17 protein-coding genes and 1 pseudogene are annotated in these 16,962 nt (G+C 55.3%); 11 read left to right on the forward strand and 7 right to left on the reverse strand.

Translation table 11 applies throughout. The annotated features are described in order from the left end of the window. Positions 1-193: 193 nt before the first annotated feature. From EPD59_RS10935 to EPD59_RS10945, 3 genes are all read right to left on the reverse strand, one after another. Positions 194-436 (reverse strand): hypothetical protein, encoded by a 243-nt coding sequence (locus tag EPD59_RS10935; protein WP_133272816.1) that lies wholly within the window; start codon positions 434-436, stop codon positions 194-196. Position 437: 1 nt separating this feature from the next. Further along, positions 438-743, reverse strand: coding sequence for a hypothetical protein (locus tag EPD59_RS10940; RefSeq protein WP_133272817.1), 306 nt, complete (start codon positions 741-743; stop codon positions 438-440). 149 nt (positions 744-892) lie between these two features. Further along, entirely contained in the window at positions 893-1,327 is a 435-nt protein-coding gene (locus EPD59_RS10945; protein ID WP_133272818.1) for a nucleoside deaminase, read from the reverse strand. Between the two features lie 68 nt (positions 1,328-1,395). On the opposite strand from EPD59_RS10945, the gene EPD59_RS10950 reads away from it, so the two are divergent. Further along, positions 1,396-1,926, forward strand: a complete 531-nt coding sequence (locus tag EPD59_RS10950; protein ID WP_133272819.1) for a hypothetical protein — start codon at positions 1,396-1,398, stop codon at positions 1,924-1,926. Between the two features lie 50 nt (positions 1,927-1,976). On the opposite strand, the gene EPD59_RS22485 is transcribed toward EPD59_RS10950, so the two are convergent. Together EPD59_RS22485 and EPD59_RS22490 are read right to left on the reverse strand one after the other, a co-directional pair. Then, positions 1,977-3,002 (reverse strand): RecB family exonuclease, encoded by a 1,026-nt coding sequence (locus tag EPD59_RS22485; RefSeq protein WP_240731717.1) that lies wholly within the window; start codon positions 3,000-3,002, stop codon positions 1,977-1,979. Positions 3,003-3,010: 8 nt separating this feature from the next. Beyond that, entirely contained in the window at positions 3,011-4,174 is a 1,164-nt protein-coding gene (locus tag EPD59_RS22490; RefSeq protein WP_240731718.1) for a hypothetical protein, read from the reverse strand. Positions 4,175-5,121: 947 nt separating this feature from the next. Between EPD59_RS22490 and EPD59_RS10960 the strand changes: the two genes are divergently transcribed. From EPD59_RS10960 to EPD59_RS23700, 9 genes and pseudogenes are all read left to right on the forward strand, one after another. Continuing rightward, entirely contained in the window at positions 5,122-5,529 is a 408-nt protein-coding gene (locus tag EPD59_RS10960; RefSeq protein WP_133272820.1) for a hypothetical protein, read from the forward strand. Next, positions 5,505-5,633: a hypothetical protein gene (locus EPD59_RS23220; RefSeq protein WP_262712942.1), complete on the forward strand. Its 129-nt coding sequence runs from the start codon at positions 5,505-5,507 to the stop codon at positions 5,631-5,633. Before EPD59_RS10960 ends, EPD59_RS23220 begins: the two co-directional genes overlap by 25 nt. A gap of 288 nt (positions 5,634-5,921) precedes the next feature. Then, complete coding sequence (locus tag EPD59_RS10965; protein WP_133272821.1) at positions 5,922-6,536, forward strand: TetR/AcrR family transcriptional regulator; 615 nt, start codon at positions 5,922-5,924, stop codon at positions 6,534-6,536. A 139-nt stretch (positions 6,537-6,675) separates the two neighbouring features. Further along, positions 6,676-7,998 (forward strand): TolC family protein, encoded by a 1,323-nt coding sequence (locus EPD59_RS10970; protein WP_133272822.1) that lies wholly within the window; start codon positions 6,676-6,678, stop codon positions 7,996-7,998. A 111-nt stretch (positions 7,999-8,109) separates the two neighbouring features. Continuing rightward, positions 8,110-8,832 carry an efflux RND transporter periplasmic adaptor subunit gene (locus EPD59_RS23225; RefSeq protein ID WP_262712943.1) on the forward strand — a complete coding sequence of 241 codons (723 nt, stop codon included), beginning with the start codon at positions 8,110-8,112 and terminating at the stop codon, positions 8,830-8,832. Next, complete coding sequence (locus EPD59_RS23230; protein WP_262712944.1) at positions 8,820-9,260, forward strand: efflux RND transporter periplasmic adaptor subunit; 441 nt, start codon at positions 8,820-8,822, stop codon at positions 9,258-9,260. Before EPD59_RS23225 ends, EPD59_RS23230 begins: the two co-directional genes overlap by 13 nt. A 196-nt stretch (positions 9,261-9,456) precedes the next feature. Further along, a pseudogene (locus EPD59_RS10980) lies at positions 9,457-12,749 on the forward strand (efflux RND transporter permease subunit). Positions 12,750-12,918: 169 nt separating this feature from the next. Further along, entirely contained in the window at positions 12,919-13,290 is a 372-nt protein-coding gene (locus EPD59_RS23695; protein ID WP_317128517.1) for a hypothetical protein, read from the forward strand. Beyond that, complete coding sequence (locus EPD59_RS23700) at positions 13,278-13,892, forward strand: NAD(P)/FAD-dependent oxidoreductase (protein WP_317128518.1); 615 nt, start codon at positions 13,278-13,280, stop codon at positions 13,890-13,892. Before EPD59_RS23695 ends, EPD59_RS23700 begins: the two co-directional genes overlap by 13 nt. On the opposite strand, the gene EPD59_RS10990 is transcribed toward EPD59_RS23700, so the two are convergent. After that, the gene (locus EPD59_RS10990; protein ID WP_133272823.1) at positions 13,858-14,772 is read right to left on the reverse strand and encodes a helix-turn-helix domain-containing protein; all 915 of its coding nucleotides are present in this window, start codon (positions 14,770-14,772) and stop codon (positions 13,858-13,860) included. The genes EPD59_RS23700 and EPD59_RS10990 overlap by 35 nt on opposite strands. An 85-nt stretch (positions 14,773-14,857) precedes the next feature. Then, positions 14,858-15,853, reverse strand: coding sequence for an aldo/keto reductase (locus tag EPD59_RS10995; protein WP_133272824.1), 996 nt, complete (start codon positions 15,851-15,853; stop codon positions 14,858-14,860). Between the two features lie 185 nt (positions 15,854-16,038). Between EPD59_RS10995 and EPD59_RS11000 the strand changes: the two genes are divergently transcribed. Beyond that, a complete protein-coding gene (locus tag EPD59_RS11000) occupies positions 16,039-16,962 on the forward strand; it encodes an alpha/beta hydrolase (RefSeq protein WP_133272825.1) in 924 nt (307 codons plus the stop codon).

Here is a 16,962-nt window from a genome sequence, read left to right on the forward strand (position 1 = left end):
AACTATATGTACTGAATGGTTTGCTGAAACAACATCACTCGATCAAACAGAAGTAAAGCTAGATAGATAAGGCTGGCTTATTAAGCCAATATCGGAAAGCAACAGTCCCGACGGCATACGCCAGCACATCAACTATGTCGGCGACAGCGGTGGCAGAAAAGTAAGGCAGCCCACCTTCAAACCAGACTGACACTTAAAGCCAGGCAGCCAGCAGCCACAAATCAGGGAAAACAAAGGTTAAGGAGCGAGCCACCAGCCGGCGTTGGGCGGCCAGTGCAAGGCTGAGTATAACAGGCATACAGGCCACATCACTCAGATAGGAGGTAAGCAGCAGCGGCAGCGGCCAGTGTAGAAGGTAGCGGTTCAGTTGGTAGGCGGCATACACTAACACTGCGCCCACAAACAGCGGGTGACGAAACTCAGGCCACACCTTCATTTTAGCCAGCGGCCAGTGTCACCAGCCAAATGATAAACGAAAGGATGGCGGCAAACGCGAACTGTCCGCCCCGAACGATGGTCTTGAAAAAGCGCACGGCCGCATTGTCGTCGGGCTTTATCTCTATCAGGAACATGGGGGGCATTTTCTGCTGTTCCAGTTTCTCGCGCTCCAGCGCGCTCTGTTGCGCCCGCGGATCGAGTAACTCGCCACAGTGCTCACAACGGTCATCGACCCTATGTTGCCACATAGACCACTGCTGGCAGTGCGGACATTTTTTGGAGGCAAGTAGAGGTGAGTCTGCCATCTGTACAAGTTAGAAAAACCAATCATCAGTACTAGTGAGTTACTGTTGATTTGGCGGTACGTGTAAGCAAATGCGGCCGGTGGCTATGCTAGTAAATGCTATGCTTCACTAGTGTAGCCGCCGGCCGCCCTCAGGTTATTCTTCCGCGGCTACAGCTCCATAATATCCTCGTTCCACAGCGTGGGCTCCGCCTCGATAAACTCCTGCATCATCTGCACGCACTCGTCCAGATCCACGATTTCGACCTCTACGCCGTGCGACTCCAGAAACTCCTTCGACTCGCCAAACGTGCGCGACTCGCCCACCACTACTTTCGGGATTTTGAACTGCACGATGGTGCCCGCGCACATAAAGCAGGGCATAAGCGTAGTGTAGAGCACGGTGTCGCGGTAGGTGCGCTGGCGGCCGGCGTTGTAGAGGCAGTCCATCTCGCCGTGCTTGATGGGGTTGTTTTCCTGCACTCGCTTATTGCGCCCGCGGGCCACAATTTGCCCCCCACGCACCAGCACTGAGCCAATGGGAATACCACCTTCCTGGCGGCCTTGTCGCGCCTCGTCGATGGCAGCTTGCATGAATTCGTCCATAAGTTTGAGGTGGTAGGTTGAAAGTAAAGCTGCAAAGGTATTTTTACCCGCTTATAAAGCAGAAAATAATGGTAGACGAATTTCAATTAGAGCTTCTAACTATTGGCTGGCTGCCAGATCTACCCGAAGACGGCGACTTATGTGCTCATGGTCATGTGCTCGTCCGAATCGGTAATTCCATTCTCTCCGATGCTGCCTCGGACGAGTGGACGGTAAGCGCCGGAGCTTTATATCTGCTGCGAACTTTAACTCAGAATCATTCATCGGAGGCCCCGATCTGTGACCAATTGCTACCGTGCTGCGGCTTCACAATGTGGCCACACCCAACTAGCGACGATGTATTGATTTTTGGATGTACGAATGGAATAGACTGGAATGTGCAGCATGAGCCCGACGCTGTTCGCCTGACTGCCGCTGATGGGGCTACGGTATTACTCTCCGATAAACAATACCAAGCAAAGGTTCTGGCATTCGTTGACGCCGTAGAGCACTTTTATCAACGCAGCCAACCAAAGAGTATTCCGGCTGATCCTCATGACGCAGAAGGATATGCGCTTTTTTGGCGTGAATGGCATCGGCGCCGGGCAGCTTTTGCTTGAGCGGCATTATTAATATACATCTGTTTCTACTGTATTCAACAGTACTTTCCCTACCGCGCGCAAATGCCTTTATAAGGGCAATACTGACACCGCACTAGGTCATCCGTTTTGCGAATGGGTTCGGCAGGGTCCAGAATACGGTGCACGAAGTTGGTGAGCAGTTCCTGGCCTTTATCGAGGAAGGATGTGCCGTCTTCTGTCAGAAACCCCATTTCCGCCGTCATCGGGCCGGCGCTGAGGTTGCGTAGGGAAATAATGGCCGCATCGGCGGCAGGGCGGCCCGAGCGCTCCAGCATAAAGCGGTAGAGCCAGAGCTGCCGCACTTTATCGGCGGAAGGTGTGGCATCGGTAAGCAAGCGCTGGGTGGCCGCGTCCGCGTCTTCGCCGCGCTTTTGTAGGCGAAGCTCGTGGGCTTGCACAAGGCCGGTTTTATAGTCTACCACGCGCAGGCGGCCGTCGGGTAGCTCGTCGAGGCGGTCGGCGATGCCGTAGAGGCGTAGGGGCAGGGTGTCGCCACTGGGTAAGGTGATGGGAATTTCGGTTTGCAGAATTTCCTCTAATCCGCTGACTTGTAGCGGCAATGCGCCGGCCTGCTCCGGTAGGCCTTCAAGGTAGCGGCGCACGAGCTGCGCGGCCACTTGACCAAGCACGTGGTTCAGACCTTCATCGGGACGAGCGTGGCGCTCGTCTTCTTCCTGACGCATGGCGCGGGCTACTTCATCGGGCACTTGCTGAAGCAGAGCGGGTAGCTCGGCGGCTGTCAGGGGGCGTTTTTCCTGCGCGAAAGGCCTGAGCAGGTTTTCTAGTACCTCGTGCACTACTGTTCCGAAGCCATCGGCACCCAGCTTTTCTTCCACTTCTTCGGCTTCCTGAAATTTGGCCAGGCGAGCGAAATAAAACTGAAGCGAGCAATTCAAAAACTGATTCAGAGCCGAAGGCGAAAGACCACGAATAAGCACACCGCGCAGAGCCGTGAGCATGTCGAAGTCTTTTTCCAACACCAAGTCACCGACGGGCGTTTGGGTAATTGAGTCGCCTTCTGCTGCCGCTGGCTCATTATCTGAACTGTCGGCCATAACTGTGGCTACCACATCGCGCAGCACCAATCCTGGATTCTGGGGGCTAAATCGTTCTCAATCTGAAGCAAAAAGCGGCTGCGCTCACCCGTGCGGGTGCCTTCGGCGCCCGGCAGCACGTGGAGCAGATCTACTTTGCGGGCGCGCTGAAGCAGGCGCCAGAACTGGTGGGCGGTAGCGGCTTCGTGGTCGGCGTAGGTCGGTAGGTTGAACTCGCGCAGCACGTCGTAGGGAAAGAGCGAATTGCTGCGCTTGGGTGCGGGCAGTACGTTCTCGTTGCAGCTCAGAATAATGACATGATCGAAGTCGAGAGCGCGGGTTTCCAGCAAACCCATGACTTGCACATCGGCAATTGGTTCGCCGCTGAAAGGCAGACGGGTGCGGGCCATTTGCTCGTACAAAAACCGCCGAAAAGAGCGCACCGATAGACGCTGCTCCCGGCAGTCGAACACCGAATCGAGCCGTTTGACCAAGGTGAAAAATAGGTACAGATATTCTGCTTCGATGGCCGAGTGCTGATCCTGGTATGCCTTTTTAAGTAGATCAATGAGCGTGTAGCAAGCGGCAATAATATCGTCGCACGTGTCCCAGGTAGCGAATAGGGCTTCTACCAGCGGGTGCTGTTTGCCCAGGTGCAGCAACTCACTGGCGGGGAGCAGCACGGCATTGCGCTTCACAATCTGGTTGCACACGTGCTCGAGCAAACCGTGGTACTGGGGGGCATTTTCCTGCTTGTCTAGCCACTGCTGGTAGCGCCGCAGAAATGGGTGCTGGAGGAGCTTCGTGACGGCCAAATGATGATAGCGCGGCACGCCGTAGCCCGTTTCGGGCGAGCCTTCCCGAATGCCAGTCAAATGCACTTCAAAGAGCAAATCGACGAGGTTGAACAGGGGCGTGCTCTGAAAGCTCAAACCCATGGTCACGTTGTACTCGGGCACGGCCTCGGGGGGCAACCCGTGCAGCACGGGCAACAAAAGGGTTTCGTCGGGCAGCACGATGGCAACCTTAGCTTGCGGGTTTTGCAGGCGTGATGCCCCTAGCAGCTGACCGGCTACTTTGCCCTGCATACTTGCATTGGCCACGCCCACAAACTGAATTTCGCGGGACAAGGTGCGCAATAAGTCGGGGAGAGCGCCGGTGGTGCTGGCGAAGCTCTCGGGGGCAAATCCCACTGTTGGCGGTAGCGGCGCAGGTGCTGGCCAGCCCGATTGGGCGAGTCCTGCTCCAAGTAAAACGCGTCGCCATCGAAGCGTACTTCGGCCCGGCCTTGCTTGAGGAGCAGACGAATAAGCTTTTCTTCGGCTTTAGATAACGAGCCCAAACCCAGAAACACGTGCTGGGGGGCTTTTTGGCCATCATCCAGCATGTTTTGCACGTGCTCCACGGCCAAGCGGTAAGCCAGGCCGGGGTAGGCTACGCCCTGCTGCTCCATGCGTTTGCGCAGGCGCCAGTACACTTTTTCCAGGTCGTCCCAGAAGCGGAAGTAGGCCACGGTGGTGCTGGCCGGGGCGGGCATCTGCTCCAGGGCCCAGCGCTCCAGGGCTTTGGCCTCGGTGAGGTAGTCGAAGACTTTGGCGGGGAAAGCCAGGTTCTGGTCGAGGTTGGAAAAGTCCTGCAACAAGAGTCCCGACCAACCCACAAACTGGTCGAAATCCAGCTTCTTATCAATGTCGCGCAGAATATCGAACAGCATGAGCTGCAAGGCAATCGGCTCCTCAACCTGCACGCCGGCCAGCTCTACCATGTAGTCTTCCATGGCCGCGATGCGCGGACTCCACAGGGCTGTGCCTATTTCCGTGGCCAGGGCCAGCTCGTTTTTTAAGTATACCACGGCCCGTCGCGTGGGCACTACCACCACTACATCCGATAGTTCGGAGCCCGGAAAGCGCGCCACCAAGTCGCGTGCCGCCTGAGTTAGGAAGGCCACCGGAGCGGCATCGGTAGCAGCACGCGAAGGATAAGCGGCAAGGGCGGGAGAGGAGGTAAAAGACATGGAGGTAAAAAATAATAAACGCCTGTTTGCTGATTATCCCCTTGAGTGGCCTGAGGAGGAGCTTGCTTGAGGAGGCACGAAATATGCTGTCAGTCCGATAAAATACAATTGTTGAACACGTTGGTTATGCGTCCGGTTCGTTGCTTACTGCTTATTGTCTTACTTCTGGCTGCTTTCAACAGCTATGCACAAATGGGCCGGCTGGGGGCTATCAGGTCCGTTGAGGAGTTTAAATTTAAATCCATTTTTGGTGCGCCCAAGAAAGATAGTACCCTAGCGTACTGTCTGCTGGGAACGGGCTTTTTTAAAAGTCGACAGGCGCAAGGTGCCGACACCCTGATTGCCAGATGGATAAAGCAGCACCCCGCGGCGCGGGTAATACCTGTATCAACTATTCAATCAACGATGATTGGCGCGGCCAATTCCAGCATGACCTACTGCTGGATGGTCGATAAAGAGGAAAACCTGAATGTGTATCTAATCCGCAACGGCTACTTTCCGGGGGCACGATGCAGAAACCAAAAACGGACGTGAAGACCTACGTCAGCAAAAAGGAATATGAAGAGTTTATGCGTCAGATCCGGTTAGCTGAACTCTACGCCCAGAAAAAGAAACTGGGCGTATGGGTAAAGCAGTAATCTTCGGTAAGGCTTTAAGTATGTTTGTAACTATCTTGCTAAGAATATCTTAGTTATATAAATGATCAAAAAAGCTCGCCGGGGCAAGCTTCGCAAACTACGCGAGCTTGCCCCGGCGAGCTTTTTTTAATCCAGTGTTATCAAATAAATTAATCAAACATTTAAAACATTATTATAAAAATCAGGTTTAAGTCTCCAACTCCAACGGCACAATCGCGAAGCCAGTAGCTTCTTGGTTCAGGAAATTGGCTGCCAGACTTGGCAGAACTTATACCCACCGACTAATATATGTCCGACGAAAACCCGCAGTGCACCGAACAAAGAATTAAGGAAGCGGCGCGCAAGGTGTTTATAGAGAAGGGGTTCGACGGTACTACTACCCGCGACATTGCCGAGGTAGCTGGCATCAATCAAGCTCTGACGAACTATTATTTCCGTAGCAAGGAAAAGCTCTTTCGACTGATTTTTGAGGATATATACCGGGAATACTTTCAGGAAATCTTCTGCATCATGGCTCAGCCTTTAGAGCTACGTGTCAAGATTCCGCAGTTGGTAGAGGCGCACTTCACCTTGTTCCATCAGAACCCGGATCTGCCCCTGTTTCTGCTTTCTGAAATGCGCCGTCATCCCGACTTGCTGACGCCTGCTACCTATGCAAATAAGGAAAGGCCGGTCTTCGTTTTCCTGCGCCAACTACAGCAAGCCGCCGACGAAGGCCAGATTCGGCCGGTGGCGCCGATGCATGTGTTGCAGCTGGTAATGGCCAATATTCAGTTCATGTACCTGTCGCGGCCCATCACCATGGAAATTTCTGAGCTGGATGAGGCAGCCCATGCGGAATTCACGCGTCGTCATAAGGACATCGTTATTGATATGCTGATGAACTATCTCTTTATAGGTTAAAAAAGCCCCCAAGCTGTAGGCGCTGGTGTAGCCAGCGCTGCGGCGGTCGCCTTTTTAGTTTGAATACTGATTACAAGATGAAGCATCTATTTGCCCCCAGTGGTTTGCAGGCCGTGTATTCGTGCTAAGCGCAGCATTCGTGTGTAGTTCGCTGCTTGGTTGGGCTCAATCCGGAAGACCGGGCGCGCCAGCGGCGCTGCCCGCCAACGCCACGTTGGAAGAGTGCGTGCAGTTTGCCCTCCGCAATCAGCCGTTGGTGCGGCAAGCGACTATTGACGAGGCCATTGGGGAGCGGCAAATCCGCATTGGTTTGTCCGATTGGCTGCCGCAAGTGCAGGGCGTGGGCTCGTATACCCGCAACCTGATTTTGCCCACCACCGTGCTGCCCAACTTTCAGGACCCGACGGCCGGCCAGCAGCTGGTACGCATCGGCCTGAAGAATACCTCTACCGTCGGCTTGCAGGGTACGCAGCTCTTGTACAGCAACGATGTGCTGCTAGCGGCCCGCTCCATGCGCTTCGTTCGGCTGAATAACAGCCAGAATACCACTGCCTTCAAGATTGACGTGGTCACCAACGTAAGCAAGGCTTTCTATGATATTCTGCTGACCCAGGAGCAGTTGCGCATTCTGGATGAGGCCATTGTGCGTCAGGAAAAGCAGCTGAAAGATGCCTTTGCGCAATATGAAGTGGGTATCACCGACAAGATTGACTATAAGCGAGCCTCCATTTCGGTGAAGAATGCCCGCGCCCAGCGCAAGACCACGGCCGAATCGTTGAAGGGTAAGTACGCCACGCTCAAGCAACTTATGGGCTACGCGCCCGAAAACAACCTGGCACTGGCTTACGATACGGCCCAGATGATTCAGCAAACCCGCCTCGATACCACGCGGCAGCTGAGTTTTGAGAATCGCATTGAGGTGCAGCAGCTATTAACCCAGAAAAAGCTACAGCGCATCAACATCGACTATTACCGGTTGGGATTTCTGCCTTCGCTGTCTGGTTTTGTCAACTACAACCGCGTGTATCAAAACAACGACTTCTCGGCGCTGTATGACCGGGCGTTTCCCAATTCCCAGGCTGGTTTGCAGCTGGCCTTGCCCATTTTTACGGGCACCCGCCGCACTCAGAATCTGAAAATCGCGGAGCTACAGGATGAGCGCCTGGACCTGGACCTGTTCGACACCAAAAACCAGATCAATTCGGAATACGAGCAGGCGCTGGCCACGTATAAAAGTGCCCTCAACGACCTGGCGACGCAGCAGGAAAACGCCCGCGATGCTCAGGAAATCTACGGCATTGTGAAGCTGCAATACGACGAAGGCATCAAAACCTACCTGGAAGTAATTGTGGCCGAAACTGATTTACGGACATCACAGCTTAACTATTACAACTCACTTTTTGCCGTGCTAGCCAGCAAGCTCGACGTAGAGCGGGCCTTGGGCACCATAGCGTTAAACTAAATGAAACCATAGTAACCCCGTGCATTTGCGTGGTTTTAGTGGTTCAAAAACTAATCGAAAATGCCCCCCAGGGTGTTTAAAATGGCTTATTACTTTACAAACATCTATCCCATGAAGTGGAATTTAGTCCGGCTGTTACCCTTTGTTATCGGCTCGGTGGCAGCTACTGCCTGCGGCGCGAAGAAAGAGGAAGCTGCGCAAAACGCGGCCCCAGCGGCAGTGCCCGTGACGGTGTACAAGGTGACCGAGGAAAGCGTGGTGGGCATCGATACTTATCCCGGGACGGTGGTGCCGCTCCAGGAGGTAGAACTGCGGGCCGAAGTGAGTGGCTACCTCACCAAAAGCTACGTGCAGGATGGGCAGCGGGTAACCAAGGGCCAACGGCTCTACGAGATTGACCAGAGTCGGTACGCGGCGGCCTACCAGTCGGCGCAGGCGCAGCTGCGCATCACGCAGGCCAACTACGAGAAGGCCGCCAAGGATGCGGAGCGCTACAACCGCCTGGCCGAGCAAGACGCCATTGCCCGCCAGCGCGTCGACTATGCCACTACCGACGTAGCCAATGCGCGGGCCCAGATAAGCGCGGCCCAGGCCAGCCTCGCCAATGCCGCCACTGACCTGCGCCGCTCCGTAATTGTAGCGCCGTTCAACGGCACAATTGGTTTGGCGCAGGTGAAGCTGGGCTCGCTCGTGACGCCCGGCACAACCCTGCTGAACACGATTTCCTCCGATAACCCGATTGCTGTGGACTTCCCAGTAAACGAGCAGCTGATTCCGCGCTTTGCGAAGTTCCAGCGGCCGTCGGGGGCAATTCTGACTCGTTGTTTACGCTGATACTAGGAGGGGAGGAAGTGTACCCCGCACCCGGCAAGATTAACACCATCGACCGGGCCGTAAATCCACAAACTGGCACCATCACGGTACGCCTGCAATTTCCGAATGCTGACCGCACGTTGCGGGCCGGCATGAACGCCACCGTGCGCGTGCTGAACGAGGATACCGGTCGCCAGATTGTCATTCCGAACAAGGCCGTGACGGAGCAAATGGGCGAATTCTTCGTGTACGTGGTTGGCGACAGTAGCAAAGTAAACCAGCGCAAAGTGCTGACCGGCACGCGGCTAAAAGACAAAATAGTAGTGCGCAAGGGCCTCAAAGCCGACGAAGTAATTGTCAGCGAAGGCATGCAGAATCTGCGCGAAGGTGCAGTAGTAAAAATCGACGAGCCTACCGCGCGGGTAGCCCAAGGCACGCCAGCAAAGTAATAAGTAGTGAGTACAACATTAGAACGTCATGCAGAGCGCAGCATCTCGCGTGCTGACATTAGGTTAGTAATCCACCGGCGCGAGCGAGATGCTCCGCTCTGCATGACCGCCTTTAGAAATGGAAGGCATAACGACCGCAACGATTCACCAACTAAAGGTCAGCTTAGCTGACGCTTGGTGTACTAATTTTTAGAGTATGATATCTGACGTTTTTATTCGGCGACCGGTCACGGCCATCGTCATTTCGATAGTGATTGTGCTGCTGGGGGGCCTTTCTATCCTGAACTTGCCCGTCAGCCAATACCCCAATATTTCGCCGCCGGTAGTGCAGGTAGCGGGCAGCTTCACCGGGGCCGACGCCCAGACGGTGGAGCAAACCGTGGTGACGCCCATTGAAACCCAGATCAACGGGACGCCGGGTATGGCTTACATGCAGTCCAACGCTACCAACGACGGCCGCATGAGCACCAACGTCACCTTCGACATTGGTACCAACATCGACATTGCCACTCTCGACGTGCAGAACCGCGTGAGTGTGGCCCAGCCTACCTTGCCCGATGAGGTAAAGCGCCTGGGCCTGACGGTGAAAAAGCGTAACCCAACCATTCTGATGGTGCTGGCCATTTACTCGCCTAAGCGCACCCACAGCACCGCTTTTCTCGATAACTACACCAACGTGTACGTCCGCGACGCCCTGCTGCGTGTGCCCGGCGTCGGCGACGTAACCGCGCTGGGCCAAGACTTTAGTATGCGTGTCTGGCTCCAGCCCGACAAGATGGCGCAACTTGGCCTCAGCGTAACGGAAGTAACCAATGCCCTGCGCGAGCAAAACGTGCAAGTGGCCGCCGGCTCGGTAGGCACGGCCCCGCAGTTCAGCTCCCAGGCATTTCAGTACACGATTTTTGTCAATGGCCGCCTGAATCAGGTGGAGGAATTCGAGGAGATTGTGGTGCGTACCAACCCCGAGGATGGCTCAGTGGTGCAGCTAAAAGATATAGCGCGCGTGCAGCTTGGCCAGTTCGACTATTCACGCTACAACACCACCAATGGCATCCCAACCACGCTGCTGCTGGTCAACCAAACGCCCGGCGGCAACGCCCTGCAAACGGCCGATGGCATCTACGCGGCCATGGATGCGCTGCAGGAAAAATTCCCCCGGACGTAACCTATCAGGCGGCGTTTGAGTCGGTGACGGTAGTGCGTGTTTCCATTCGGGAGGTGCTCCAAACCCTGGGCGAAGCACTGCTACTAGTGACGCTCGTTGTGTTCTTGTTTCTGCAAAGCTGGCGCGCCACCCTCATTCCGATTCTAGCTATTCCGGTGGCAATTGTCGGAACGTTTATCTTCTTTATTCCGCTCGGATTTACCATTAACACGCTGACGCTCTTTGGTTTCGTGCTGGCGATTGGTATCGTGGTCGATGACGCCATTGTGGTGGTGGAAGCCGTGCAGCACTACATCGACAACGAGAAAATATCGGCCCGCGAAGCGACTATAAAGGCCATGAAGGATATCACGGCGCCGGTTATCGCCATTGCCCTGATTCTGGCCGCCGTGTTCGTGCCGGTGGGCTTTATTCCGGGTATCGTGGGTAAGCTCTACCAGCAGTTTGCCATTACTATTGCCATTTCGGTGGTGCTCTCTGCCTTTATTGCCCTTACGCTCACGCCGGCATTGTGCGCTTTGCTCATGCGCCCCACCGAGCAGAATGCCGATTCCAAAGGCCTGAACAAGCTATTCTACCGGTTCAATATGTGGTTTGGCCGCACCACCGAATCGTACTCCATGGGCGTGCGCAAAGCCCTCCGTTTTGCGCCCTTCGTGATGATTCTGCTGGCCTGTATTTATGCCGGTACCGTGGGCCTTTTCACGGCCAAGCCTACGGGCTTTATCCCGACGGAGGACGAAGGCCGACTGTTTGTATCCGTGGAGTTGCCGCAGGGGGCTTCTAGTGCCCGCACCAAGCAGGTGCTCGATCAGATGTCGGAGATAATGCGCACCAAAGCGCCCGCCCTGCGCACGTATACGGCTGTGGGGGGCTTAAATGCCTTGAACTTCTCCTTCAAACCTAGCAGCGGCACCTTCTTTATTCAACTTAAGCCCTGGGATGAGCGCAAGGATGAGTCGTTGCAGCTGGCGGGTGTCATTGCCGGTCTGCAAAAGGAGTTTTCGGTCATTAAGGGAGCCAATATTGTAGTGGTGCCGCCGCCCGCTATTCCGGGTTTGGGCAACACGGGCGGCTTCAGCTTTCAGCTCGAACAACGCGAAGGCTCCACGGATATCAAGGCCTTCGAGGACGCCGTCAATAAGTTTGTAGCTGCCGCCAACCAGCGGCCGGAAATCGGGCGGGCGTTCACCTTCTTTACGGCCAAAACGCCTGGTTACCAAGTAACCGTAGATCGGGAAAAAGCCAAGAAGCTGGGCGTGTCCCTGTCAAACGTGTTCACCACTATGTCGACCTACATGGGCTCGGCTTACATCAACGACTTCACCAAGTATGGCCGCAACTTCCGCGTCGTGGCCCAGGCCGATACCTTCTACCGCAAGGATATTGAGAATCTGGGGGGCTATTATGTGATGAATCAGCAGGGGCAGAACATCCCGTTGCGTTCCATCATCACGACCAAAGTAGTAGAAAATGCCCCCCTGATTTCGCACTACAACCTCTTCCGCTCGGCCGAGATAAACGGCGACGCGGCCCCCGGCTACAGCTCGGGCCAGGCCATTAAAGCCCTGGAAGAAGTGGCCGCCGATGTGCTGCCCGCCGGTTATGGCTACGACTTCTCGGGTTTGAGCCGGGAGGAAATAAGCTCCGGTAACAGCACCATCATCATTTTCGGCCTCTCGATTATGTTCGTGTTCCTGCTGCTGGCGGCATTGTACGAAAGCTGGTCGGTGCCGTTCTCGGTGCTATTGTCGGTGCCGCTGGGCGCGTTTGGGGCAATGGTAGCGTTGATCTTCCTGCCCAAACTCACCAACAACGTGTACGCCCAGATTGGCCTGATTACGCTCATTGGTTTGGCGGCTAAAAACGCCATTCTGATCGTGGAATTTGCCAAGGAGCGCGTCGATTTGGGCATGAACCTCATTGAGGCTACAATCGATGCGGTGAAGCTGCGCCTGCGCCCAATTATTATGACCTCGCTCGCCTTTATTCTGGGCGTGCTGCCGCTGGCCTTTGCCTCGGGTGCCGGCGCCGTGTCGCGCCAGACGATTGGCTGGACTGTAACCGGTGGGATGTTGGCGGCCACCTTCTTGGCTATCTTTATCGTGCCGGTGCTTTACGTGCTCATTACCAAGTTTGCCTACGGTAAAACCCGGTTGGCCGAACTGGAAGCCAGCTACGACCCAGCAGCCCACGGTCATGAGCAGCACGGCTCAAAAGAGCCAAATACGCCCCCCACAGGTCCGGCTGGGCCCAGCAGCAACGGCCACGACAGCGAGGAGCGAAAGCGTAAGAAGCAGACGCCACCCGAAATTGGAACCTAAGCTTTTGGTAGGTTTGGTAGGGCAGTTGTAAGCTGAGAGCTCTAGAGAAGCCCGGTCATAAATGCAATATTGTTGCATTTATGACCGGGCTTCTCTACTTTTAGGCTAAAGAGCACCCTATTGGCTGTATAGCTTAAGCAGATGCTCTGTCACACTTATATCCATACCTATGGCTTCATCCTGTGTCAATTCCGCATTACAAGCAACCTACGACGTGCTAATTATTGGCGGTAGTACGGCTGGACTAAGTGCAGCGCTGATGCTGGGGCGTTCCTTGCGTAAGGTATTAGTCATTGACGGCGGCCGGCCTTGCAACCGCTATACGCCCCATTCGCACGGGTTTATGACGCGGGATGGGGAAACGCCTGCGCAACTTTTGGCCTTAGCCAAAGCCCAGGCGGTAGCTTATCCAACAGTAACGTTCCTGGCAAGCTTCGTAACGAATATCGCCCAGAATGGAAGCGGGTTTGTGGTGCAGACTGACGAGCGGGGGCTTTTTTTGCGCGTCGGGTCCTGCTGGCGACGGGCGTGGAGGATCTGATGCCGCCCATCGAGGGCTTCGCCAAATGCTGGGGCAAGTCGGTGCTGCACTGCCCGTATTGTCATGGCTATGAAGTGCATAGTCAACCGTTGGGCTTGTTGGGAAATGGTGACGCAGGCTATGAGTTGGTTCGCCTTATTCAGAACTGGAGCAAGGACCTCACGCTGTTCACCAATGGCCCATCGACGCTAAGCGCCGAGCAAGAGCGGCAAGTACAGCAGCTGGGCATTCCGCTTATTGAAAGCCCTATCTCGCGTATTGAGCATGAAAACGGATTGATGCGCGCTGTCTACTTTCAAGACGGCTCACGGTTGCCGCTGAGTGCCATGTTTGCCCGCGTCCCGTTTCGGCAGCACACCAATTTAGCCGAGCAGATAGGCTGTGAGCTTACCGCTACCGGTCTGATTGCCGTGGCTGAGTTTGGCCAGACCAGCGTATCCGGAGTGTATGCGGCAGGGGACAATAGTAGTCCGATGCGCCAGATAACCATGGCCAGTGCCAGCGGCGTGAAGGCTGGCAGTTGGATAAACCGAGAACTGATTAACGAGGACTTAGCGGCAATGCTCTCTACTGAGCGGAAAACCGAAATGCGGCCGGTGTAACGCCCGTCTTGCTTTTGAACAGGCGGGTGAAGTACTGCGGATACTCGAAGCCCAGCTGAAACGCGGTTTCGTTGATGGAAAGCGACGTGGTCAGCAGAAGGCGCTTGGCTTTCTCAATCAGGCCGTGGTGCAGATGCTGCTGAGTAGTTTGGCCCGTGAGCGTGCGCAGCATGTCGCTGAGGTAGGCGGGCGATACGCTGAGCTCGTCGGCAAAATGCTGCACCGTGGGCAGCGGCCGATTGCCATCCTGCGCGAAGTACATAGTGAGCAGCGACTCGAAGCGGGTGAGCAGGTCGTGCTCGGCCGTGCGCCGCGTCACGAACTGCCGATGATAAAAGCGGTTGGCGTAGTTGAGCAGCACTTCCAACTGCGACACTAGCACATCTTGGCTAAAGGTATCGATGGGCTGCTCGTATTCACTCTGCATCGCGTGTAAGAGTCCATCCAGCAAGGTTTCCTCGCGGGCCGATAAGTGCAGGGCTTCGTGCAGCTCATAGGAAAAGAAGCCATAGCTGGCTATTTTCTTGCCTAGCGGGTATTTCAACAATAAGTCGGGGTGAAAGGCCAGCATCCAGCCGCTTATCTCGGAGGTGTCGAGAGTTTCGCTGACCGCAAACACCTGGCCCGGCCCCAGAAAGACCATGACGCCCTCACTGAAATCGTAGGATTGGTGTCCGTAAAATAGCTGCCCCTTCAAGTTGCGCTTCAACGAAACAGTGTAGAGCTGCTGTACCACGGGCGTCATCACTCGCGGCAGGTTACGGCAAGCCGCCAGGTCGATGAGCGTGAGCAGGGGATGCGCAGGAGCGGGTAGACCGTAAAACCGGGTATAGTCGGTGACGGTAGACAGTACCCGAAACTCTTTTGTGGGCTGTTTCATAATCGTAAAAGGTAACTGCTTTTCCGCCGTTCGGCTTTATCTAACTATTACTGAACGACGGAAAGTGGCAGTTGAGGAATCAATACTAAAAGCCAACCGGATACGCCGCGCCCGCTGCACTACCTACCGGCATAATGGCGTCCAGTTCAGCCAGCTCCGCAGGGCTTAGCTGCATACTGGCGGCGGCTACGTTGGCTTCGAGGTATTTACGGCGCTTGGTACCGGGAATTACGACTACATCCTGGGCCAACACCCAAGCCAAAGCTAATTGAGCAGCCGTTACGCTTTTTGCTGCGGCTAGCGCTTTCAGCTTTTCTACCAGGGCAATGTTCTTGTAGAAATTCTCGCCCTGATAGCGCGGAAAAATCCGGCGGGAATCGTTGGCCTCAAGGTCATCGGGTGTTTTAATTTCACCCGATAAAAAGCCCCTGCCGAGCGGCGAGTAAGCCACAAAACCAATTCCCATTTCCTTAGCTGCTGCTATAATTCCTTCTTCCTCCACGCGGCGGTCGAAGAGTGAATACTCACTTTGCAAAGCCGTGATGGGGTGTATCGCGTGGGCAATACGTAACGTGTCGGCGGGCACTTCGGAAAGCCCCAGGTAGCGCACTTTGCCTTCTTCCACCAACCGGCTCATCGCCCCGACTGTCTCTTCGATGGGCGTATTCGGGTCGACGCGGTGCAGGTAGTAGAGGTCTACGTAGTCGGTGCCCAGGTTGCGCAGGGAGCGCTCAATGGATTTGCGCACGTACTCGGGACGACCGTTGTACTGGCCGGTCCAATTTTCATTGTCGTCGACTTCAAAGCCAAACTTGGTGGCCACAATATACTGGTCGCGCTTGCCGACGAGAGCTTTGCCCACCAGCCGCTCGTTGTGCATGGGGCCGTATAAATCGGCGGTGTCCAGCATGGTTACACCAAGCTCCAGCGCCCGGTGCAGAGTGGCCAGGCTTTCAGCTTCATCGGCCTCGCCGTACACGCTCATGCCGCTCACGCCGCTGGTCATGCCCATGCAGCCCAGCCCTTCCACGGGTACTTTTAACCCCTGACTTCCTAAGGATACTTTTTTCAGTGTGCTCATCTTATGTTTTGGTTAGCGTAAGAATTAACTGCTTTGTTACGCTACAAAGGTCTGGGTAGGACCTGCGGCCGGGCCTATACAAAATCGGGTTTCTGCTACACAAAACGCCGCCTGAGTGCTGTCGTCCTCGTACTTTACTGCTGATTTATGGAACAACCTCTGCCTACGCATTCAAACCGCCACTTATGAGAAAGCTGCTTGCTGTTGTTTTGCTGTGTTTGGCTGCACAATCCGTTATTGCCCAGATACAAACCCTGCCGCTGTACACGGGCACCATCCCGAATTCCAAGCCGAGCAGCGTGCAGGAAACCAGCACTACGCTGCCCAATGGCGGCGTGCGCATTTCCAACGTCGTGCAGCCCACGCTCACGGTATTTTTGCCCCCCAGCGACAAAGCCAACGGCACGGCCGTCGTTATTTGCCCGGGCGGCGGCTACACGCGGCTTTCCATCGACCACGAAGGCTACGATGTGGCCAAGCGATTGAATGAGATGGGCGTTGCGGCCTTTGTGCTCAAATACCGCCTGCCCAACGACCAAAGCCAGCCCGACAAGTCCATTGCGCCGTTATTGGATGCCCAGCAGGCCTTGCGACTGGTACGTCAGCAGGCCAGCAAGTTCAATATTAACCCCAACCGCGTGGGTATAATGGGCTTTTCGGCCGGTGGCCACTTGGCATCTACGGCCGGCACTCACTTTGCGCAGCCCATAGGCCAGCCCACCGACAAAACCACGTCCGTGCGCCCCGATTTCCTGGTGCTGATGTATCCGGTTATCAGTTTCACCGACAGCCTAATGCATAAAGGTTCGCGCACCAACCTCATTGGCGAGCAGCCCACGGCCGCCCAGATCCGGCTCTATTCCAACGAGACGCAGGTGACGGCCCAAACGCCCCCCACGTTTCTGGTACACGCCCAGGACGACTCAACGGTGCCCGTAATGAATAGCATTGTATTCTATGAGGCGTTGCTGAAGCATAAAGTGCCCACCGAAATGCACTTGTACCCGCGCGGCGGCCACGGGTTTGGGCTGAAAAACAAAACCACGCAGGAAGACTGGAGCGCCAGTTTGCAAAACTGGCTGGGAGCGAATGGCTGGTTAAAGAAGTAG

Source organism: Hymenobacter radiodurans (genome assembly GCF_004355185.1).
Taxonomy (GTDB): Bacteria; Bacteroidota; Bacteroidia; order Cytophagales; family Hymenobacteraceae; genus Hymenobacter; species Hymenobacter radiodurans.